The organism is Streptomyces sp. NBC_00569 (assembly GCF_036345255.1).
In the GTDB taxonomy this organism is placed as follows: Bacteria; Actinomycetota; Actinomycetes; order Streptomycetales; family Streptomycetaceae; genus Streptomyces.
In genome coordinates this window covers 8,884,365-8,904,757 of the sequence record NZ_CP107783.1, presented here as the reverse complement: position 1 = coordinate 8,904,757, position 20,393 = coordinate 8,884,365, and the positions used below count along the sequence as shown (strand labels likewise).

17 protein-coding genes and 1 pseudogene are annotated in these 20,393 nt (G+C 71.3%); 5 read left to right on the top strand and 13 right to left on the bottom strand.

What is annotated here, in order from left to right:
* Window positions 1-33: 33 nt before the first annotated feature.
* Genes OHO83_RS40170 through OHO83_RS40150 form a run of 5 tightly spaced genes read right to left on the bottom strand, consistent with a single transcriptional unit; the run spans window position 34 to window position 5,633 of the window.
* On the bottom strand, window positions 34-909 hold the full coding sequence (locus tag OHO83_RS40170; RefSeq protein ID WP_266666835.1) for a sugar phosphate isomerase/epimerase family protein: 876 nt from the start codon (window positions 907-909) through the stop codon (window positions 34-36).
* Window positions 906-2,111: a substrate-binding domain-containing protein gene (locus OHO83_RS40165; RefSeq protein ID WP_266666837.1), complete on the bottom strand. Its 1,206-nt coding sequence runs from the start codon at window positions 2,109-2,111 to the stop codon at window positions 906-908. The genes OHO83_RS40170 and OHO83_RS40165 overlap by 4 nt, the downstream gene beginning before the upstream one ends.
* The gene (locus OHO83_RS40160; protein ID WP_266666839.1) at window positions 2,108-3,118 is read right to left on the bottom strand and encodes an ABC transporter permease; all 1,011 of its coding nucleotides are present in this window, start codon (window positions 3,116-3,118) and stop codon (window positions 2,108-2,110) included. The genes OHO83_RS40165 and OHO83_RS40160 overlap by 4 nt, the downstream gene beginning before the upstream one ends.
* A complete protein-coding gene (locus tag OHO83_RS40155) occupies window positions 3,115-4,116 on the bottom strand; it encodes an ABC transporter permease (protein WP_266666841.1) in 1,002 nt (333 codons plus the stop codon). Before OHO83_RS40155 ends, OHO83_RS40160 begins: the two co-directional genes overlap by 4 nt.
* A complete protein-coding gene (locus tag OHO83_RS40150; protein WP_266676108.1) occupies window positions 4,113-5,633 on the bottom strand; it encodes a sugar ABC transporter ATP-binding protein in 1,521 nt (506 codons plus the stop codon). Before OHO83_RS40150 ends, OHO83_RS40155 begins: the two co-directional genes overlap by 4 nt.
* Window positions 5,634-5,835: 202 nt before the next feature.
* On the opposite strand from OHO83_RS40150, the gene OHO83_RS40145 reads away from it, so the two are divergent.
* Window positions 5,836-7,050, top strand: a complete 1,215-nt coding sequence (locus OHO83_RS40145; protein WP_266666843.1) for an ROK family transcriptional regulator — start codon at window positions 5,836-5,838, stop codon at window positions 7,048-7,050.
* Window positions 7,051-7,370: 320 nt separating this feature from the next.
* Window positions 7,371-9,356 (top strand): N-acetylmuramoyl-L-alanine amidase, encoded by a 1,986-nt coding sequence (locus OHO83_RS40140; protein WP_389573524.1) that lies wholly within the window; start codon window positions 7,371-7,373, stop codon window positions 9,354-9,356.
* A gap of 68 nt (window positions 9,357-9,424) precedes the next feature.
* Here the strand turns inward: OHO83_RS40140 and OHO83_RS40135 are convergent, their stop codons facing one another.
* Window positions 9,425-9,925 carry a hypothetical protein gene (locus tag OHO83_RS40135; protein WP_266666845.1) on the bottom strand — a complete coding sequence of 167 codons (501 nt, stop codon included), beginning with the start codon at window positions 9,923-9,925 and terminating at the stop codon, window positions 9,425-9,427.
* A gap of 435 nt (window positions 9,926-10,360) precedes the next feature.
* Between OHO83_RS40135 and OHO83_RS40130 the strand changes: the two are divergent.
* Window positions 10,361-11,599: pseudogene (locus OHO83_RS40130) on the top strand (RNA-guided endonuclease InsQ/TnpB family protein).
* Between the two features lie 7 nt (window positions 11,600-11,606).
* On the opposite strand, the gene OHO83_RS40125 reads toward OHO83_RS40130, so the two are convergent.
* Entirely contained in the window at window positions 11,607-12,236 is a 630-nt protein-coding gene (locus OHO83_RS40125) for a CGNR zinc finger domain-containing protein (protein ID WP_266666847.1), read from the bottom strand.
* 74 nt (window positions 12,237-12,310) lie between these two features.
* Between OHO83_RS40125 and OHO83_RS40120 the strand changes: the two genes are divergently transcribed.
* A complete protein-coding gene (locus OHO83_RS40120) occupies window positions 12,311-13,021 on the top strand; it encodes a leucine-rich repeat domain-containing protein (RefSeq protein ID WP_266666849.1) in 711 nt (236 codons plus the stop codon).
* 15 nt (window positions 13,022-13,036) lie between these two features.
* Here the strand turns inward: OHO83_RS40120 and OHO83_RS40115 are convergent, their stop codons facing one another.
* The 6 genes from OHO83_RS40115 to OHO83_RS40090 all read right to left on the bottom strand — a co-directional run bounded on the left by OHO83_RS40115 (window position 13,037) and on the right by OHO83_RS40090 (window position 18,481).
* Window positions 13,037-13,951: a universal stress protein gene (locus OHO83_RS40115; RefSeq protein ID WP_266666851.1), complete on the bottom strand. Its 915-nt coding sequence runs from the start codon at window positions 13,949-13,951 to the stop codon at window positions 13,037-13,039.
* Between the two features lie 167 nt (window positions 13,952-14,118).
* The gene (locus OHO83_RS40110; protein WP_116500600.1) at window positions 14,119-14,361 is read right to left on the bottom strand and encodes a DUF397 domain-containing protein; all 243 of its coding nucleotides are present in this window, start codon (window positions 14,359-14,361) and stop codon (window positions 14,119-14,121) included.
* An 82-nt stretch (window positions 14,362-14,443) separates the two neighbouring features.
* Window positions 14,444-15,625: a thiolase domain-containing protein gene (locus OHO83_RS40105; protein WP_266666853.1), complete on the bottom strand. Its 1,182-nt coding sequence runs from the start codon at window positions 15,623-15,625 to the stop codon at window positions 14,444-14,446.
* A complete protein-coding gene (locus tag OHO83_RS40100) occupies window positions 15,622-16,668 on the bottom strand; it encodes a thiolase domain-containing protein (RefSeq protein WP_266666855.1) in 1,047 nt (348 codons plus the stop codon). The genes OHO83_RS40105 and OHO83_RS40100 overlap by 4 nt, the downstream gene beginning before the upstream one ends.
* The gene (locus OHO83_RS40095) at window positions 16,669-17,616 is read right to left on the bottom strand and encodes a Zn-ribbon domain-containing OB-fold protein (protein WP_266666857.1); all 948 of its coding nucleotides are present in this window, start codon (window positions 17,614-17,616) and stop codon (window positions 16,669-16,671) included. It lies immediately after the preceding gene.
* A 28-nt stretch (window positions 17,617-17,644) separates the two neighbouring features.
* Window positions 17,645-18,481, bottom strand: a complete 837-nt coding sequence (locus tag OHO83_RS40090; protein ID WP_266666859.1) for a crotonase/enoyl-CoA hydratase family protein — start codon at window positions 18,479-18,481, stop codon at window positions 17,645-17,647.
* A 196-nt stretch (window positions 18,482-18,677) separates the two neighbouring features.
* Here OHO83_RS40090 and OHO83_RS40085 point away from each other — a divergent pair, with 196 nt between their 5' ends.
* Window positions 18,678-20,294: an acyl-CoA synthetase gene (locus tag OHO83_RS40085; RefSeq protein WP_266666861.1), complete on the top strand. Its 1,617-nt coding sequence runs from the start codon at window positions 18,678-18,680 to the stop codon at window positions 20,292-20,294.
* Window positions 20,295-20,393 lie beyond the last annotated feature (99 nt).

Sequence of the window (20,393 nt, the reverse complement as noted above, 5' to 3'; positions counted from 1 at the left end):
GACGGACGTGCGGGGTGCCGGAATTCGGAGGGTTCAGAGGGTTCGGCCGGTCGCGGCGCGCAGAAAGCGCAGGCCGTCCGCGGCCAGGGCGTCCTGGCTGTCGGCGAGCGGGCGCCACACGGAGGCGGCGACGGCGATCGCGTCGTTGTGCGCGGTGAACGACTCGATGCACAGGGGGCCTCGGTAGCCCGTCTCGCGCAGCGCGTCCAGGAAGCCGGTCCAGTCGAGATGGTCGGCCCCGGGCGTGCCACGGTCGTTCGCGCAGACCTGGACGTGCGCGACACGGTCCCCGGCCGCGCGGACGGCGGCGGGGAGCGAGCGTTCCTCGATGTTCTGGTGGTAGGTGTCGAGCGCGAGGCCGATCCCGTCGTGCGACAGCCCTTCGAGGGCGTCAAGACTCTGGGCGACGGTGTTGAGCAGGCTGGTCTCGTAGCGGTTGAGGGGCTCCACCGCGAGTCGCACCCCGGCCGTGCGGGCGTGCTCGACGAGGGGGGCGAGGTGCGTGCGCAGCTCGTCGTACGCGGCCTCGCGCGCGGCACTGTCCATCCGCCAGGTCCGGCCCACGGACGCGTACAGGGGGCCTGCGACCACCGGCGCCCCGATCGCGTGGGCGGTGTCCACGCAGTGGCGTACATAGTCCTGGGTGGTGCGCACCGTGGCGGCGTCCGCGTCGACCAGGTCGCGGCCGTGCGGCATGACGGCGATCACGGCTGCAGGGGCGAGACCGGTCGCGTCCAGGAGCTTCGCCGCATCGTCCGGGTCCCAGTCGCCCGCGCTCTCCAGGGGGAGTTCCACGCAGTCGAACCCCCAGGCGGCGAGGCGGGGCAGCGTGCCGGCGAGGGCGCGTCCGGTGACCGGCGAGTGCCAGATCCAGGGGTTGGCACCCAACTCCCAGGCGGGCGCGGTCACTTCTTGCCTCCCCAGTCCTTCGGGTAGCCGGGCAGGTCCTGGCAGCCGCACATGGCGTAGTGCAGCGGCGGCATGCCCTCCTGGAGGTACTCGTCGAGGTTGTCCTGGGTGACGGTGGGCTGCGGCAGCTTCCACTCCTTGGGGACCTGCTTGCCGTCGAGCACGCGCAGGGCGGCGATGACCGGCGTACGCCACTGGAAGGTGGGGTACGTGGGCGCGATCGCGGTCAGCTTCTTGTCCTTCCAGGCCTGGAGGAAGTCCTGCTGGTCCTCGCCGGTGATGGGCGGGACGTCCACACCGGCGTCCTCGAACGCCTCGACGGCGGCCACGGACGTGGCGCCCGAGTCCATCCAGACGCCGTCGACCGAGCCGTGCCGGGAGATCGCGTCCGCCACGATCGACTTCGTCTTTGCGGGATCGCCGTCAGTGAACTTGACGTCGACCACGTCGAGTCGACTCTTGTCGAAGGCGAGCTTCGCGGCGGACCACCGGGTCTCGAGGACATCGACGCCGGGTGAGATGCGCAGGGCGAGGATCTTGCCCTTGGGCTTGACCTTGTCGACGAGGAAGTCCGCGGCGACGGCCCCGTAGCCGTAGCCACCGATGGGGTTGACGAAGGTGACGGCGCAGTCCGTCTCGACGCCCCGGTCGAAGACGATGACGGGCAGCTTGCCGCAGGCCTCCTTCACGGCCGGGGTGAGGGTGGCGGTGGTGTTCGGGGACACGATCAGGGCGTCGCAGCTCTTGTTCCCGGCCAGTTCCTGGATGTCGGAGATCTGCTTGTCGTCCTTGCCCTGGGCGTCGAGGACGGTGAAGTCGGTGATCTCCTTGTGGAGTTTCACCTCGGCCTTCATGTTCTTGAGGCCCACCTGGCGCCACGGGTTGAAGACGCCGGCGTTGGAGAAGCAGAGGTGGGTGCCGCCGGAGCCCTTCTTCCTGTACTGGGCCGTGTCGGTCATCTCGGGTTCGAGCATCTGCTCCCAGGGCTTGTCGGCGGGCCCCTCTGGCGTGGCCTTGGCGAGCGCCAACTGGCGTTCGTACTCAGCCTGTTGGAAGAACTTCGACGGCTTGTCGGCGCCTTTCGCGGCGCTCTTTGACGCCGTGCCCGTGGCGGAGTCGGCCGGCATGTCGCTGGAGCACGAGGTGAGCAGCGCGGCGGCCGCCAGGGCGGTGGCGACGGCGAGTGGACGTCTGCGGGTCATGAGGGGGTCCCTCCCGAGGGGTGAGTACGTCGGCGGCGCAGGCGGGAGAAGTCGGCCGCTCCGAGACCTACGGCGGCGATGACGATGACGCCTTGGACCGTGGATTCGAGGGCGCCCGAGACGCCTTGAAGGTTGAGCAGCGTGAACAGGGCCTGGAGCGAGAAGGCACCGGCCATCGCGGCGACGACGCTGCCACGGCCTCCGCCGAGCGCGACGCCGCCGAGCACGACGGCGGTGATGGCCTCGAACTCGTAGCCGCGGCCCGCCTGTGCGGACACTCCGGAGAATCCGCCGACGAGGACGGCGGCGAGCGCGGCCGCGACGCCCGACAGGACGAACGCGATGACGCGGACCCGGTGGACGCGGACGCCCGCGAGGGCGGCGGTGCGTTCGCTGTCGCCGGTCGCGATCAGGGTGCGGCCGAAGTCCGAGCGCATGAGGAACACGGCGGCGGCGCCCGCGACGAGGCAGGCGAGGACCGCCCAGGGCAGCCAGCCGCCCGTCGTGCCGCGGCCGAGCCGGCGGAACTCCTCCGGGAGCGAGCCGTGCGGGGAGCCGCCGGTCCAGAAGAAGACGGCACCTTCGAGGATCAGCATCATGCCGAGCGTCGTGATGAACGACGGCACGCGCAGCTTCGTCGTGATCAGTCCGCTGACGAGACCGGTCAGCGCCCCGGCGAGCAGCAGCCCGCCCGTCACCACGGTCCAGGAGGCGTCCGGGTACGAGCCGTAGAGTTCCGCCGCGACGACGACACCGGCGGTGACGATCGCCCCGACGGACAGGTCGAACTCCCCGCACACGATGACCAGGTACTGGCCCGCCGCCAGGATGACGAGCGGCGCCGCGCGTTTGACGAAGGCGAGGAAGCGGTCGGGTTCGTAGAAGCCGGGGTCGGTGGCGGCGAGGGCCACGAGGAGCACGGCGAGGAGTACGTAGACAGGGGCGCCGGCGCCGAGGGAGCGGGCAATTCGCCTGTACGGGCTGACAACTGGGTTCGCCGTGGTCATGCGGGCCTCCCTGTGCCGCGCCGGGCGTAGAGGGCGACGGCAGCGATGATGACGACGCCGCGCACGACGTTCTTGAAGAACGGGTCGACGCCCAGCTGGTTGAAGACGGAGTCGAGCACGGCGAGGACCAGGACGCCGCCGAGCGTGCCGGCCACTCCCCCGCGCCCGCCCGCGAGTGCGGTGCCGCCGAGGACGACGGCGGCGATCGACTCGAGGTCGTAGCGGGCCTCCGTGCCGGCCCAGGGGGCGCCCGCGCCGAGCCGCGCGGCGAGGAAGAGCGCGGCGGCTCCCACGCACAGCGAGCACAGGACGTGCGCGGCGACGACGGTGCGCCGGGTGCGGACACCGGAGAGTCGGGCCGCGTGCTCGTCGCCCCCGGTCGCGTACAGGTGGTGGCCGAAGCGTGTGCGGCGGGTGACGAGCCACAGGACGGCGGCGACCGCGGCGAGCAGGAACAGGGAGACGGGGGCAGGCCCCATCCGGTCGTAGCCGAGGTGCTGGAAGGACTCGGGGACCTTGCCGGCGGGGCCCGTGTAGTTGTCCTCGATCCAGCCGCGCAGGATGAACGCGGTGCCGAGCGTCGCGATGAACGCGTTGACCTTCAGCCCGGTGACGACGAGGCCGTTGGCGAGGCCGACGGCCGCGGAGAGCGTGAGCACGGCGAGGACGGCCGTGACGACGCTGCCGCCCTCCATCGTGGTGGCGGCGACGAGCGTGCCGAGGCTGATGAGGTACGCCACGGAGAGGTCGAGGGAGCCGGTGAGGATCACGGCGGTCTGTCCGACGGCGACGAGCCCGAGTGCCACGCAGTTCTGGAGGATGCCGACGACGTTGGCGAGGGTCAGGAAGTCCCCGCCGCGCGCGGCCACCACGATCCAGCCGGCCGCGGTGACGGCCCCGGCGGCCAGCCAGACGCCGACGGCGGGGTCGGCAAGGCGGGTCCTGCGCGGCAGGGCGGACTTGGCGGCGGTCGGCGGGGCGACGGCGGTCCCGGTCATGAGCTTCCCTCCGGAGAGGCGGGGACGGGCGGGTGAGCTGCCGGGCCGCCGCGTGTGGCCAGGCGCATGATGTCCTCCTCGCTCGCGCCGGCGGGGAGTTCGCCGGCGAGGCGGCCCTCCGCCATGACGAGGATGCGGTCGCTCATGCCGATGAGTTCGGGGAGTTCGGAGGAGACGATCAGGACGGCGAGCCCCTCGTGGGCGAGGTCGCGGACGAGGGTGTGGATGGCGGCCTTGGCGCCAACGTCGACGCCCCGGGTCGGCTCGTCGAAGAGCAGGATCCGCGGGCGGGCGGCGAGCCATTTGGCGATGACGACCTTCTGCTGGTTGCCGCCGGAGAGGAACTGGGCCTGCTGGTCCTCGCCGCGCGCATGCAGCCGGACCCGCTCCAGAAGGGCGGTGAGGTCGCGGGCCGCGGGCGGGCGGCCTCGCGCGGGCACGGCCCGGGTGACGAGGAGCGCGTTGTCGCGCACGGACTGACGCAGGGCGAGCCCTTCGGTCTTGCGGTCCTCGGTGACCAGGGCGATCCCCGCGCGGATGGCCCGGCGCGGGCTCGTGGGGCGCAGGTCGCGGCCGTCCACGGTCATGGCACCCGTGGTGAAGGGTGCGGCGCCGAACAGGGCGCGGGCCAGTGATGTGCGTCCTGATCCCTGGAGGCCCGCTATGCCGGTGACCTCGCCCGAGCGCAGCGTCAGGTCGATGTCGCGCAGGCGTGCGTTGCCTCCGCCGCGCACGGTCAGCCGGACGTCGCCGGCCTCGCCGGGGCGTGCGCGCGGCGGGTAGTAGGCGCTGAGCTCCCTGCCGACCATGGCGCGGACGACCTGGTCGGTGTCGGTGTCCTCGGTGCGTACGGTCGTGACGTGCCGGCCGTCCTTGAGGACGGTGATGCGCTGCGAGAGGTCGAACACCTCGCGGAGGCGGTGTGAGATGTAGAGAACGCCGAGGCCGCGCCCCGCCAACCGGCGTACGAGCGCATGAAGTTGGGCTGCCTCGTGATCGGCGAGCGGCGCGGTCGGCTCGTCCATGACGAGGACGCGGGCCGGCACGTTGTCGGAGGCGAGCGCCTTGACAATCTCGACGGTCTGCTGGCGTGCGACCGGCAGATCACGGACATAGGTGCGCGGGGTGATGCCCGACTCGCCGAGTTCGGTGAGGAGTTCGGCGGTGCGCGCCTCCATGGCCCGGCGGTCGACGAGTCCGCGCCGGGTCGGTTCGCGGCCGAGGAACACGTTCTCGGCGACGGTGCGGTGGGGCAGGAGCGCGAACTCCTGGTGGATGATGCCGATTCCGGCGGCCTGGGCCTGCGCGGGATGGGTGAAGGACTGCTCGGCGCCGTCCAGAGTGATGGTGCCCTCGTCGGGAACGTGCTCGCCCGCGAGGACCTTCATCAGGGTGGACTTTCCCGCGCCGTTCTCCCCGACGAGCGCGTGCACCTCGCCCGGGGCGAGGTCGAGGGAGACCCCGTGCAGCACCCGTACACCGAGAAAGCTCTTGGACACGCCGTGCATCGCCAACATCGTCTGTGTCGCCTGCATCGTTCAGCCTCTCCGGCCTCTTCGGCAGTCTTCCGCAGCGGTCTGCATTGCAATGTGATGACCCTTCTTTGACCTGTCAAGAGTCCAACCCTGGTCCGTACAAAGGAAATTGACAGGTACTTAAGTCGATGAGCGAACAGCATCGGGCTTGTGAGCAGCGGAACTCGTCCCTATCGTGACTGCCATGTCTGGAGCGCCGGATCACCTCAGTTCCGCGCCGCCGTCGTCGCCCGGTGACGTCCTCGCCCTGCTGCGCACAGGGGCCGCCGCGACCCGCGCGGACATCGCGCGGATCACCGGGCTCGCGCGGTCGACCGTGTCTCAGCGCGTCGACGCGCTCATCGCGCACGGCTTCCTCATCGAGGCCGGGGCGGAGGCCGGGGACTCGACGGGCGGCAGGCCCCCGCGCCGCCTCCATCTGCGCACCCGCGAGCACGTGGTGGCGGGCGTCGACCTGGGCGCCTCGCACTGCCGGGTCGCGCTCCTCGACATCGGAGGGGATCAACTCGCGCTGCGCGAGGACCAGTTGTCGATCGCCGACGGTCCTTCGTCGATTCTCGGCCACGTCGAGCGGACGCTCCACGCGCTCCTGGACGAGGCGGGCCTCGACCCGGCCTCGCTCCAGTCGATCGGTGTGGGCGTGCCGGGCCCCGTCGAGTTCACCACCGGCCGGCCCGTGGATCCGCCCATCATGCCCGGCTGGCACCAGTATCCGATCCCCGAGTTCTTCGCCGACCGGTTCGGTGTGCGGGCCCTCGTCGACAACGACGTGAACGTGATGGCGCTGGCCGAGCAGCGCCGCGCGTTTCCGGACACCCGCTATCTCCTCTACATCAAGGTCGGTACGGGCATCGGCTGCGGCATCGTCGCGGACGGCCGGCTGCACCGAGGCGCGCAGGGCAGCGCGGGCGACATCGGGCACATCCGCGTCGGCGACAGCCGGCAGGAGGCGGCGCCGTGCCGGTGCGGGAACTCGGGCTGCCTGGAGGCGGTCGCGGGCGGCGCGGCACTGGCCCGCGAGCTGTCGGGCCTGGGTCTGGACGCCGCGTCGAGCCGCGACGTCGTGCGCCTGGTGAAGTCCGGCAACCGTGACGCCGTACGGATGGTGCGTGAGGCGGGGCGTGCGGTCGGCGAGGTCCTCGCGGGCCTGGTGAACTTCTTCAACCCGGACACGGTGGTGGTCGGCGGTGCGCTGGCGGTCGTCCACGACCAGCTCCTCGCGGGCGTGCGGGAGGCGGTGTACCGCCGCTCCCACCCGCTGGCCACCCATGTCCTGCGCATCGAGCCGAGCCGTACCGGAGCCGACGCGGCCGTGGTCGGCGCGGCCATCCTGGCGATCGAGCACGCCCTCTCGCCGGAGCAGGTGGACCGGGTCCTCGCGGGCGCGTCGCCGCGCTGACCGGGCCGGGCCGGGCCGCCGGGGAACATCCGCGCGGTCGATCCCCCGATCAGGTGGAGTACACGGTCGAGTTCGCGGCGCCCTCCCGCATGCCGAGACGGCGGCCCCACTCTTTGCGAACAGTCATTGGTCCATTCCACTGACGCGCCGCAGGCGGTGAGGCCTCCCCGGAGAAAGCCCGCCGAACGGGCGCTGACATGGGAAATCCCTTGCCCTGAGCATGATTGACGGATCGTCGGCAAGCCGATACCACTGACCCACGATCGCCCCCGCACACCCGTCGAGCCCACATGTCCCAGGACCGTTCCCAGGAGGCCGCTTTGCCCTCGACCACCAGCGACCGCTCGCCGGCCGCCCGCAGACGCACGAACCAGGCGGCCCGGGCGGCGGGGACGCTCGCGACGGCGGCCCTTCTGCTCCCCCTCCTCGGCGCCGCACCTCCGAGCGAGGCCCGGGAGGCGTCGGGCGCGGGGCTCCAGCACGCGTTCGCGACCGCGGCGGCCGAGTACCGGGTGCCCCAGAGCGTCCTGCTCGGCGTCTCCTACCTCCAGTCCCGGTGGGACGCGCACGGCGGTGCGCCCAGCGTCACCGGCGGCTACGGCCCCATGCACCTCACGGACGCCCGCGCCGCACTCGCCGGCGCCGCCGCGCACAGCGAGGCCGGGGGCGATCCGCGCGGTGACACGTCACGTCCGGCGCTCACCCCGAAGACGAAGGTGCCGCGGAACTCCCAACTCCCGGCCCGCCTCAAGTCGTTGACGCGCGCCGCCGAGCTCAGTGGCATTCCCGCCGAACAGCTGCGCTCCGACCCCGCGGCCAATGTGCGCGGCGGCGCCGCCCTGCTCGCCGCGGCACAGAAGGCCCTCGGCAAGCCCCTCAGCTCCGACCCGGCCGACTGGTACGGAGCGATCGCGAAGTTCTCCGGCGCCGACGACACCGCCACGGCCGCGACGTACGCGAACGACGTGTTCGCCGTGATCCACGACGGCGAGCGACGCACCACGGACGCCGGACAGCGCGTGGAGCTCGCGGCCGACCGCAGTCTCAAGCCCGACGCGGCGCAGGTGCGGAGCATGGGCCTGCGGAAGTCCGACGAGAGCGGCACCGAGTGCCCGCCGACCGTGTCGTGCGAGTGGATCCCGGCGCCGTACGAGGAGTTCGGGGACGGCGACTACGGCAACCACGACCTCGCCGACCGGCCGAACGACCAGAGCATCGACTACATCGTCATCCACGACACCGAGGCGACGTGGGACACGACGCTTCAGCTGGTGCAGGACAAGACGTATCTGGCCTGGCACTACTCGCTGCGCTCCACGGACGGGCACATCGCCCAGCACGTGAAGGCCAAGGACGTCGGCTGGCACGCGGGCAACTGGTACGTCAACGCCAAGTCCCTGGGCCTTGAGCACGAGGGATTCCTCGCCGAGCCGGACTCCTGGTACACGGAGGAGATGTACCGGGCGTCGTCGCGCCTGGTGAAGTACCTGGCGAAGAAGTACGACATCCCGCTGGACCGGCAGCACATCCTCGGCCATGACAACGTGCCGGGGACGACGACGGCCGGGATCAAGAGCATGCACACGGACCCGGGTCCGTACTGGGACTGGGCGCACTACTTCGCGCTGATGGGCAAGCCCTTCAAGGCGACCGCGGGCCCGAAGGGCGGCCTCGTGACCGTGGCCCCCGACTTCGCCAGGAACAAGCCCGTATACACGGGCTGCGTCAAGGCGGGTGAGACCTGCGCCCCGCACGGCTCCGGCGCCGTGCGGGTGCACACCGCGCCCAGCGACGACGCGCCGCTGATCAAGGACATCGGACTGCGGCCCGGCGGCGAGGACTCCACGACCGACGTGAACGACATGGGCGCACGCCTGTCGACCGGCCAGCAGTACGCGGTCGCGGAGCGCAAGGGCGACTGGACGGCGGTCTGGTACCTCGGCCAGAAGGCCTGGTTCAAGAACCCGAAGAAGCAGCCCACGGCCGTGGACGCGGCGGGCCTGGTCGTCACCCCGAAGGCCGGCCGCACCGACGTCCCGGTGTACGGGCGCGCCTACCCCGAGAAGGAGGCGTACCCGGCGGACATCACCCCGCAGGCGGTCTCGCCGCTGCCGTACAAGCTGCTCGCCGGGCAGCGGTACGTCGCCGGCAGCAGGACGACCGCCGAGTACTTCTTCTCGCCGACGTTCGACACGACGTCGCACCGGGTGGTGCGCGGCAAGGACGTCTACTACGAGATCCAGTTCGGTCACCGGGTGGCGTACGTGCGCGCCGCCGACGTGCAGCTGCTGCAGTCGGGCGCCTGAGGGCACATGACTCGGCCGGGCCCGGAACTGCCGTGGGGGCAGGTCCGGGCCCGGCCGGTTCTCATGGCTCAGCCCTGCTGGAACAGCTCCGGGGGCAGCGGCTTCAGGAGCGCGTAGAGGTCGTCCGTGATGGGGCGGTCCCAGGCCGCGATGGTCACGAGGACGTTGTCGCTGCGGTCGAACTGCACGCAGGAGATACGGCTCTCGGAGAGCTTGAGGCGGCGCACGATGAGGAGGTTGTCGCCCTGCATCACCGGGACGTCCTCGGTGCCGACGACCGTGACCTCCTCGTCGTTCTCCAGCGCGAGGAGGAGCTGGGCGACCTCGAAGGGGATCTCGCCCTCGGCGGTCTCGCGGGCCGAGGAGCCCTCGGGCAGGTTCCCGATGATCATCGCGGGGCCGCGGCCGCCGAACAGGTCGTAGCGCAGGAAGACGCCCTGGCAGCTGCCGTCGGGGGCGGGCAGCAGGCCCGCGCCGAGATTGCCCGGCCAGTCGCCCGGGTCCATGGCGAGGACATCGAAGTCAGGACCCGCGGGTGTGGCGGAGCTGCGTCGGCGGAGGAAGGACATGCCGCAATGGTACGTGCACCGGGCGGCTCCGCGGCCCGGGGGCCGCGGCCCCGACGGGGTCCCCGGCGGACCGGCGCGGGCGTTTCCCGGGGCATCGGGGTTCCCGCCCGCACGGTCCGCTCTGCTCAGGGGTGTGCAACCGGCCGGGGCCACGGTCCGGGCGCACGCCGGTGATGATGTTCATCGTCCTCTCCCCCGTCGCGAGTTCAGCGTGGTCTCGTGAGGAACCCCGGGGCTTCAACCCCGGGAGGAATCGCGTCTGGTATTGGCGACGCGGAGCGTCGCAGCGTCTGGGGGTTCGGGCGCGGAGCGCCCGTGGGGCTCGCCCGGCGGAGCCGAGAGGAAACCGAACGCGCGGTCGATGTGTCGCTGGATGGTGGCGCAGGTGTACGAAAGTCGTCTGTTTGTATGGTTGCGCGCGTAGGGTCGCGTGCCATGAAGCTGGTGGTGCAGGTCAAACTGCTGCCGACGCCTGTGCAGGCGGCGGCACTTGAGGCGACCCTGCACGCCTGCAACGAGGCCGCTACCTGGGTGTCCGGGGTTGCCTTCGCCAAGGACGTGAAGCGGAACTTCGCCCTGCGCCGGCACACCTACAACGAGATCAAGCAGCGGTGGGGACTCGGCGCGCAAGCCGCTCAGCACATGATCAAGAAGACGTGCGACGCATACACCGCACTGGCGGCGGACGCGCGGGCCGGGAACCTGGGCAAGCCGTGGTCCAAGCGCTGCCGGCGGGCCACCGGGAACCCCGTCGCCTTCCGGCCAGAGGGCGCCCAGCCCTATGGCGACCGGATGCTGTCCTGACGCATCCCAGACCGCACCGTCTCCATCTGGACACTGTCCGGCCGGATCAAGGGGGTAGCCTTCACCGCCTCCCCCGAACAGCTCGCGCGCCTGGCCCTGTACCGCAAGGGCGAGTCCGACCTGCTGTATCGGGACGGCATGTGGTTCTTGAACGCCACCTGTGAGATCCCCGAGACGGAACCAAACACCGACCCGGACGGCTTCCTCGGCACCGATCTCGGCATTGTGAACATCGCCACCACCTCGGACGGCGAGATCATGGCCGAACGCGGACTGAACCGAGCGCGGCTGCGCGAGCGCACGTTGCAGACCAAGCTGCAGCGCAAGAACACCCCGTCCGCCAAGCGCCGACTGAAGAAGCGCCGGCGCAAGGAGGCGCGGCGGGCCAAGGACATCAACCATAAGATCGCGAAACATGTGGTGGCCGAGGCAGAACGCACCGGCCGCGGAAGCGCCCTCGAGGATCTGACGGGCATCCGCGAACGGGTACGGCTTCGCAAGCCCCAACGGGCCACCCACTCCAGCTGGAGCTTCGCTCAGCTCGGGCAGTTCATCGCGTACAAGGCCCGCAGAGCGGGGGTGCCGGTGGTGTATGTCGATCCGGCGTACACCTCCCGCACCTGCGCCGAATGCGGCCACACAGACAGAGCGAACCGGGTCTCCCAGGCCTGGTTCGCGTGCCGGTCCTGCGGATTCGTTGATCACGCGGACCGCAACGGCTCCCGCAACATCCGCCATCGCGCGGAACAGTTGTGGCGACGCGGGGCGCAGTCAACCGTCCCAGACCCACCCCCGGAATCCGGGCGTGAGACCAGACGCAAGCACAGCACCACAGCCACTGGCGCCCGCTCTGCAAGCCCGTCGCTCTAGCGACGGGTCAAGTTGACTCCCGTACGGCCTCGGCGCGGTGCCGCTCGTGATGCCGGGCGACCCGGGCACGGTTGCCGCAGGACGGCTTGCACCACTCCTGACGGGGATGGTCCTTGAGGAAGTAGCGCACACAACGCGGGGCGTGGCAGGCGCGCAGCCGCTCACGGTCGTCGCTCGCGAGGAAGCCGACCGCGGCGCGGGCCAGGGCCGCGGTGAGCAGGTCGGAAGCGGGCGCCGGGGCGCGTGCCTCCAGGCGCACGAGGGGGGTGGCGCCGTCGTCCCAGGTGAGGACGGGGACGGTGGGGGCGAGCGCCGCCGCCGTGTTGAGTCGCCGTACCGCCTCACCCACGGGGAGCAGCCGCTGGGCGTCCGCCGGGCTCGGCTCTCCGGGGCGCACGGCGTGGGCGAGCAGTGCTCGCACGGCGGCCCGCACCTCGCGCACCTCGGCGAGCGCAGCCCCGTCGGCTTCGAACCCTGCGATGTCCGGCAGCTCCTCGGCGTGCTCCCGCACCCAGGCCGTCAGCGCTTCGGGCCGTTCGAGGTCGTCGGCGACGCCGCCCTGTCCGTCGTGGCGGATGGTGAGGGCGAGGTCCAGGGCGAGCGGTGTGGCGTGTGGGCCTGTGATGATGTCGCGCATGGGGCTAATGATAAGGTCCCGCGCATCCATTAGATCTGTGGGCGGAGGTCCAGATCTCCGAGGGGAGGCCGGCGATGCTCTCGTACTGGCGGGCGGGTCTGAGCGACGTGCCGGACGAGGTGTGGGATCACCCCCGCGTCGAGGTTCTCCTCCTGCCCGACAACGCGCTCACCCGGATCCCCCACCGCATCGGATCGCTTTCCCGTCTGCACACCCTCGATCTCGGGCACAACCGCCTCGCATCGGTCCCGGACACGATCGGCGACCTGACGGGCCTGACCCGATTCCTCTACCTGCACGACAACGAGCTCACCGCGCTCCCAGAATCACTCGGCAGGCTCTCGCGGCTGGCCTATCTGAACGTCGGCGAGAATCCGCTCGGCGGTCTGCCCGAATCGATCGGCTCGATGACGGGCCTCGTGGAGCTGCGCGCCCAGCACGCCACCCTCACCCGGCTCCCCGAATCGATCGGCGCCCTGGGGGCGCTGCGCGAGCTGTGGCTGCGCGGCAACCGGCTCACCGCCCTCCCCGATTCCGTCCGGCACCTGCGGGAGCTGCGGGAACTCGAACTGCGGGAGAACGCCTTCACCGACGTACCCGGACCCCTGCGCGGCCTCCCGCTGCTGCGCCGGCTCGACCTGCGGTCCAACCGGCTGCGCGAGCTGCCCGGCTGGATCACCTCGCTGCCCGCGCTGGAGAAGCTGGACCTCAGATGGAACGACCTGAGCGCGCCGCCCGCGCTGCTCGAGACACTCACGGCGCGAGGGTGCGCGGTCCTGTACTGAGCCGCCAAGGATCTTCTAGGGCGTGTCCTCCGGTACCGGAGGCACCACCGCGACCGGGCTCGCCGCGTGCAGCAGCACCGCCATCGTCACCGTGCCGAGCATCGGTGCGGGGCGGGTGAGGCGGCGCCGGTGGCGGCCCACGACCACGAGGCCGGCTTCGCGGGAGTTCTCGACGAGGTGCCCGGCCGCGTCGCCCGGCGCCACGTACAGGTCGACCTCGATGTCGGGGTGCGCCTTGCGGAAGGGCGCCACCGCGGCGTTCAGCAGGGTCAGGGTCTCGTTCTCGGCCGCTTCCTGGTCGACGGTCGTGGGCGTGAAGTCGCCGAAGGTCGTCCAGGCGAGCACCGGCCACGGGAAGGCCGCGATCACCTGGAGCCGCGCCTCGCGCCGGTCGGCCTCCTCGAAGGCGAAGGCGAGGACGGTGTCGTCGGGCTCGTCCACCTCGACACCGACGACCACGCGCGGTCCGGGCGGTACGTCGCTGTCGCCGTGCACGGGTCGTCCGGGCCTGGGTACCACGACGACGGGGCAGGCGGCGTCCCGCGCCACGGCCACACCGTTCGAACCGAGCAGCAGACTGGCGAAGCCGCCGCGCCCCCGCGAGCCGAGGACCAACAGCTGTGCCTCGGCGCCGAGTTCGGCCAGGACGGCCGCCGGGTCGCCCTCCAAGGTCACGTATTCGACCGGTGGCAGATCATCTCGACCGGTCACGTTGGCGCGCACCTCGTCGAGGACCGCGTCGCCCGCGGGCTCCGGCGGGCCGGAACTCAGTACCCCTCGCCGCGTCCAGGGGCCGTACTGGCGCACATGGGCGATCCGCGCGGGCGCCCCGCGCCTGGCCGCTTCCGTCAGTGCCCACTCCAGGGCTCGCAGGCTGTCTTCGGATCCGTCGACGGCGGCCACGACGGGCAGGGGGCGCGGGGTACTCATGTCCAACCTCCGACACCGGGGCGCGGTGTCACGGGCCCCGGCAAGAGCGACTGTTCCTGCCCCCAGCCTCGCGCACACCGGGACCAGGGGGCAGGGCCGAACGTCACATGTCGTCGGAAAAGCCGGAAACGTCACCTGACCGCGGCTCGGGCCAGGCCGGACCCGGCTCAGGTCAGGTCGAACTCCCCCTCGCGTGCCCCCAGCACGAACGCGCCCCATTCCGCGGGCGTGAAGATCAGGGACGGATTCTGGGGACTGCCGCCGTTGCGCATCGCGATGAAGCCTTCGACGAAGGCGATCTGGACGTCGCCCCGCCCCTTGCTGCTCGAATGCCAGTCCGCGGCACTCAGATCGAGGTCCGGCTTGTCCCAACCCGCGAGCGTGTGCTGCTCGATGGTGCTTTCGGCCACGTCCGTGCTCCTCCCGGTTCGTCGTCCGCCCGCCAGCCTAGCGATCGGCCCGCGCGGCGGACAGGCCGCGGCGGCGAGCCGTTCAGGACGTGGGCGGCTGCGCCCCGACGAGCCACATCGAGAAGAACTGCGAGCCGCCCCCGTAGGCATGCCCGAGGACCTTGCGGGCGCCCTCGACCTGGTGTTCCCCGGCCTGCCCCCGTACCTGGAGCGCGGCCTCCGCGAAGCGGATCATGCCGGAGGCGCCGATGGGATTGGTGGACAGTACGCCGCCCGACATGTTGACGGGGAGGTCGCCGTCGAGTTCCGTGACGCCCGACTCCGTGAGCTTCCAGCCCCCGCCCTCGTCGGCGAAGCCGAGGTTCTCCAGCCACATCGGCTCGTACCAGGAGAACGGCACGTACATCTCGACGGCGTCGATCTCGCGGCGCGGGTCGCCGATGCCCGCCTGCCGGTAGACGTCGGCGGCACAGTCCTTCCCGGCCTGCGGCGAGACGAAGTCCTTGCCCGCGAACATGGTCGGCTCGCTGCGCATGGCGCCGCCGTGCATCCAGGCCGGCGGCTGCGGTGAGCGGGCCGCGCCCGCACGGTCGGTGAGGATCATGGCGCACGCGCCGTCGGAGGACGGGCAGGTCTCGGAGTAGCGGACCGGGTCCCACAGCATCGGCGAGGACTGGACCTTCTCCAGGGTGATGCCGTGCTCGTGCAGATGCGCGTAAGGGTTCTTCAGCGCGTTGCGCCGGTCCTTGTACGCGACCAGGGAACCGACGTGGTCGGGTGCTCCGGTGCGCCGCATGTACGCGCGGACGTGCGGGGCGAAGAAGCCGCCGGCGCCGGCGAGCAGCGGCTGCGTGAAGGGGATCGGCAGGGACAGGCCCCACATGGCGTTGGACTCGGACTGCTTCTCGAAGGCGAGGGTGAGGACGGTCCGGTGGACGCGGGACGCCACGAGGTTGGAGGCGACGAGGGCGGTGGAGCCGCCCACCGAACCCGCCGTGTGCACCCGGAGCATCGGTTTGCCCACCGCGCCGAGGGCGTCCGCGAGATACAGCTCGGGCATCATGACGCCCTCGAAGAAGTCGGGCGCCTTGCCGATCACCACCGCGTCGATGTCCGCCCACGTCAACTGGGCGTCTTCCAGGGCACGTTGCGCGGCCTCGCGGACGAGTCCGGCGATCGAGACGTCCTTGCGGGCCGCGACGTGCTTGGTCTGGCCGATGCCGACGACGGCGACGGGTTCCTTGTGCGTGGCCGTACTGCTCATCGGGTGTCTCCTTCCAGGACGGCGACCAGGTTCTGCTGGAGGCAGGGGCCGGAGGTCGCGTGCGCGAGGGCCCGGTCGGACTCACCGCGGTGGATACGGGCGGCGGCCTCGCCGATCCGCAGCAGACCCGCGGCCATGAGCGGGTTGGCGGCGAGCGCGCCGCCGGAGGGGTTCACGGCCACGCCGTCGCCCAGCTTCAGCGCCTTGCGCAGGACGACCTCCTGCGAGGTGAACGGGGCGTGCAACTCGGCGGTGTCGACGGGCCGTTCGAAGGCGCCCGCCCGCTCGGCGGCCAGCCGGACGGACGGGGAGTCGGTGAGGTCGCGTACGCCGAGGCTGTGCGCCTCGATGCGGTGGTCCATGCCGCGGATCCAGGCGGGCCGCTCGCACAGTTCGCGGGCCTTGTCACCGGCGGCCAGGATCACGGCGACGGCGCCGTCGCCGACCGGCGGGCAGTCGCCCTTGCGCAGCGGCCGCACCTCGTAGTCGCCCTGCGGCACCGAACCCTTCACCTGTGCGTGGGGGTTGGCCGACGCGGACTCCCGGCTCCTCGCGGCGATCCCGGCGAGCGCGGTCTCGTCGGTCTCGCCCGCGTCGATCAGGGCTTGCGCCTGGAGTGCGGCGAGCGCGACCGAGTCCGGCCACAGCGGGGCCACGTAGTACGGGTCGAGCTGGCGGGTGAGCACATCGCGCACGGAGCCGGGCGAGGACTTGCCGTACGAGTAGACGAGCGCCGTGTCGACCTCGCCGGTGAGGAGCTTCACCCAGGCCTCGTACATCGCCCAGGCCCCGTCCATCTCCACGTGGGACTCGGAGATCGGCGGCCAGGCGCCCACGCCGTCGAGGGTCATGGTGAAGGAGAAGGCGCGGCCCGCGAGATAGTCGGAGGAGCCGGAGCAGGTGAAGCCGATGTCGCTGGCCTTGAGGCCGGTCTGCGCCAGCACCTGGTGCAGCACCGGCATCACCATGTCGACCTCGGAGAGTTCGTCGGTGGTGCGCAGATGGTCGCTCTGCGCGAAGGCGACGATCGCTACCTCTCGCATCTACACCAGCTCCTTGTACGTGTCGTAGTCGGCGTCCGGTTCGCCGGTGGGCCGGTAGTGGTCGGGGTAGCGCCCGCCTTCGGTCCATACGGGCTCGACCCTGAGGCCCATCCGCACCTGGTCGTACGGGATGCCGGCGATGCGGCCGTGCAGCGCGAGGTCGGCGCCGTCGAGCGCGATGTGGGCGTAGACGTAGGGCAGTTCGATGTCGAGGTTCTTGGCCTTGACGTTGACGATGCAGAAGGTGGTGACGGTGCCGGCCGGGCCGACCTCGACCCGGTCGGTCGTGGCGACGCCGCAGGTGGGGCAGGCGCCGCGCGGCGGGACGTAGACCTTGCGGCAGGACGGGCAGCGTTCGCCGACGGTGCGGCGGTCGGCGAGGGCGTTGATGTAGGCGGTCTGGGCGCGGCCCGGGGAGTACACGTAGTCGAGACGGGCCTCGGCGACGATCCCGCTGACCGCGTCGTCGAACCGCCCGTCGTGCGCGGCGGGTCCGGTGTCCGCCGCCGCCCCCTCGTACGGCTCGAAGCAGGCGATGTCGGTGATGGCGCCGGTCCGTTCGGCGGCCCAGCGGACGCGGACGCGCATGCCGGTGGTCACGGCGTCGGGGCCGGGTGCGTCGAGGGCGTGCAGGAGGCCGGTGTCCGCGCCGTCGAGCTTGACCAGGACCCAGGCGAAGGGGGTGTCGAGGGGCTGGCCGCGGCGGGGTCCGGGGTTCCAGGCCCAGGTGGTGACGGTGCCGGTGGGCTCGACCTCGACGAGGTCGCGGAGCTCGTCGGCGGTGACGGGGTCGTACTCGACGGGTGGGACCAGGACCTTGCCGTCGGTGGTCTTCACGCCGAGGACGGTGCGTTCGCGCAGGCCGGTCAGGAACGCGCTCTGGACGGGGCCGAGCGAGCGGGTGAAGGGGAACTCGACGACGAGCGGGGCTTTGAGGACTTCGGGCACTTCATGACTCCTTGGCGGTCGGAGGGCTTCACGCGCGCCGGTAGACGGCGGGGCGCTTCTCGGCGAAGGCCCTGGGGCCTTCCTTCGCGTCCTCGGTGGCGAAGATCGGCCAGCCGCGCTCCAGTTCGGACTTGAGGCCGTCGGTCTCGGTCATCTCGGCGGTCTCGTACACCGAGGCCTTCACCGCCTCCACCGCGAGCGGGCCGCAGGCGTTGACCTGCTCGGCGATCTCCAGGGCCCGGTCGAGCGCGGTGCCGGCCGGGACGACACTGCCGATGAGCCCGATGGAGAGGGCTTCGGCCGCGCTGTAGTGCCTGCCGGTCAGCAGCATCTCCAGGGCGTGGGTGCGCGGGATCTGCCGCTGAAGCCGCACGGTGGAACCGCCGATCGGGAAGAGGGCGCGCCTGACCTCGGAGAGGCCGAAGGTCGCGGTCTCGGCGGCGACGCGGATGTCGGTGCCCTGGAGGATCTCCGTGCCGCCGGCCACGCAGTAGCCCTCGACAGCGGCGATCACGGGTTTGCGGGGGCGGTGATGGCGCAGCATCGCCTTCCAGTGCAGTTCGGGGTCGGCCTTGAGCCGGTCCCGGTACTGCTCGCCCTCCATCCCCTTGCCGGCCAGGGCCTTGAGGTCCATGCCCGCGCAGAACGTGCCGCCCGCGCCGGTCAGGACGATCGACCGGACCGAGTCGTCCTCGTCGGCGGCGACCCATCCGTCGTGGAGGCCGACCAGCATCGGCAGGGAGAGCGCGTTCTTGGCCTCGGGCCTGTCGAGGGTGAGTACGAGGGTGGCGCCCTCGCGCCGCACCGTGAGGTGTTCCGTCCCGTGACCCGCCCCGTGTCCCGCGTCGTGTTCCGTGCCACCCATGGCCGTGCTCCCGTCTCGGATGCGTCTCGGCTGCCGCGTACGTCTCGGATGCGAGAACAGGTTGCAGTAGGCGGGTGGCCAGTTCAAGAGTTTTCTGACAGTCAGTCAGATTTCTTGTGCGGGAGCCCTTCCCTGTTCCCTGCGGCTCTGCTGAGATGACGGCCACATCGAGATGGCGCCTGGGTCAGGAGGAGCGGTGGAGTACAACCTTGCCGACCTGTTCGAGTCGGTCGTCGACGTGGTCCCGGACCGCGAGGCGCTCGTACACATCGACCATCCCGGCACGGGCGCGGAGCGCCGGCTCACCTACGCCGGACTCGACGCGGCGGCCAACCGCCTCGCCCACCATCTGATCGACAGCGGGATCCGCCCCGGTGAACACCTGGGCCTGCACCTCTACAACGGCATCGAGTACCTCCAGACGGTGCTGGCCTGCCTCAAGGCGCGGATCGTCCCCGTCAATGTCAACTACCGCTACGTGGAGGAGGAGCTGGTCTACCTCTACCGCGACGCCGACCTCGCGGCGCTCGTCTTCGACGCCGAGTTCACCGAACGCGTCGCGGCCGCTCTCCCGCAGACGGAGAAGCTGCGCCACCTCGTGCGTGTGGGGACCGCGCCGACCGGCGCGCCGCCCGTCAAGGCCGTGGACTTCACGGAGGCGGAGGCCATGGGCTCGCCGGAGCGCGGCTTCGGGCCGCGCTCGGCCGACGACCTCTTCATCATCTACACGGGCGGCACGACCGGCATGCCCAAGGGCGTGATGTGGCGCCAGGAGGACCTGTTCTTCTCGGGGCTGGGCGGCGGCGCCCCGACGGGCGAGCCCGTGAGCAGGCCTGAGGAGCTGTCCGAGCGCGTCGCGGCCGGCGGCGACGGGATCACCTTCTTCCCCACGCCTCCCCTGATGCACGGCACTTCCACCCTCACCGCCTTCATCGGCTTCAACTTCGGCCAACGCCTCGTCATCCACACGAAGTTCGTGCCCGAAGAGGTCCTGCGCACGGTCGAGAAGGAGAAGGTGACGAGCATGTCGCTCGTCGGGGACGCGATGCTGCGGCCCCTGATCGACGCGCTGAACGGGCCCCTGAAGGGCACGGACTGCTCGTCCATGTTCAGCGTCTCGTCGTCGGGCGCGATCATGTCGGAGACGGTGCGCGCACAGTTCCAGGCGCTCGTCCCGAACGTGATGCTCCTGAACAACTTCGGCTCCTCCGAGTCCGGCTTCAACGGCACGGCGACGGACGACTCGGGCCCGGAGAAGGGCTTCCGCCTCCGGGTCAACTCCCGCACGCAGGTCGTCGATCCGGCGACGTACGAGCCGATCGCCCCCGGGGAACCGGGCCGCATCGCCCAGCGCGGGCACGTCCCGCTCGGCTACTACAACGACCCCGCGAAGACGGCCGAGACGTTCTTCCAGAAGGGCGACGAGCGGTGGGTGCTGCTCGGGGACATGGCCACGGTCGACGAGGAAGGCATCGTCACCGTCCTCGGGCGCGGCTCGCAGTGCATCAACACGGGCGGCGAGAAGGTGTACCCGGAAGAGGTCGAGCAGGCCCTCAAGTCCCATCCGGACGTGTACGACGCGCTGGTCGCCGGAGTGCCCGACGCGAAGTGGGGCAACCATGTCGCCGCCGTCGTCCAGCTGCGCGACGGCGCGGCACCGCCCTCGCTCGACGACATCCAGACCCACTGCCGCACCCGCCTCGCGGGCTACAAGATCCCCCGCCAGCTCGTCCTGACCGACCGCATCCAGCGCTCACCCAGCGGCAAGGCGGACTACCGGTGGGCGCGGGCGGTGGCGGCGGACGGCTCGTGACGGGGCACGGGCTCGCAGCGGGCACGGCAAGCCCTCCGGGCACGACGCGTCCGCGTACCGGGACACAAATCGTTTGCCGCCCCGACGCGCCGGTGCTGG

Coding starts and splice junctions, on each gene's coding strand:
- OHO83_RS40155 (WP_266666841.1), bottom strand. CDS start 4,116: ATGACCGGGACCGCCGTCGCCCCGCCGACCGCCGCCAAGTCCGCCCTG.
- OHO83_RS40160 (WP_266666839.1), bottom strand. CDS start 3,118: ATGACCACGGCGAACCCAGTTGTCAGCCCGTACAGGCGAATTGCCCGC.
- OHO83_RS40165 (WP_266666837.1), bottom strand. CDS start 2,111: ATGACCCGCAGACGTCCACTCGCCGTCGCCACCGCCCTGGCGGCCGCC.
- OHO83_RS40115 (WP_266666851.1), bottom strand. CDS start 13,951: ATGAGTACCCCGCGCCCCCTGCCCGTCGTGGCCGCCGTCGACGGATCC.
- OHO83_RS40100 (WP_266666855.1), bottom strand. CDS start 16,668: ATGCGAGAGGTAGCGATCGTCGCCTTCGCGCAGAGCGACCATCTGCGC.
- OHO83_RS40135 (WP_266666845.1), bottom strand. CDS start 9,925: ATGTCCTTCCTCCGCCGACGCAGCTCCGCCACACCCGCGGGTCCTGAC.
- OHO83_RS40125 (WP_266666847.1), bottom strand. CDS start 12,236: ATGCGCGACATCATCACAGGCCCACACGCCACACCGCTCGCCCTGGAC.
- OHO83_RS40145 (WP_266666843.1), top strand. CDS start 5,836: ATGTCTGGAGCGCCGGATCACCTCAGTTCCGCGCCGCCGTCGTCGCCC.
- OHO83_RS40090 (WP_266666859.1), bottom strand. CDS start 18,481: ATGGGTGGCACGGAACACGACGCGGGACACGGGGCGGGTCACGGGACG.
- OHO83_RS40120 (WP_266666849.1), top strand. CDS start 12,311: ATGCTCTCGTACTGGCGGGCGGGTCTGAGCGACGTGCCGGACGAGGTG.
- OHO83_RS40105 (WP_266666853.1), bottom strand. CDS start 15,625: ATGAGCAGTACGGCCACGCACAAGGAACCCGTCGCCGTCGTCGGCATC.
- OHO83_RS40150 (WP_266676108.1), bottom strand. CDS start 5,633: ATGTTGGCGATGCACGGCGTGTCCAAGAGCTTTCTCGGTGTACGGGTG.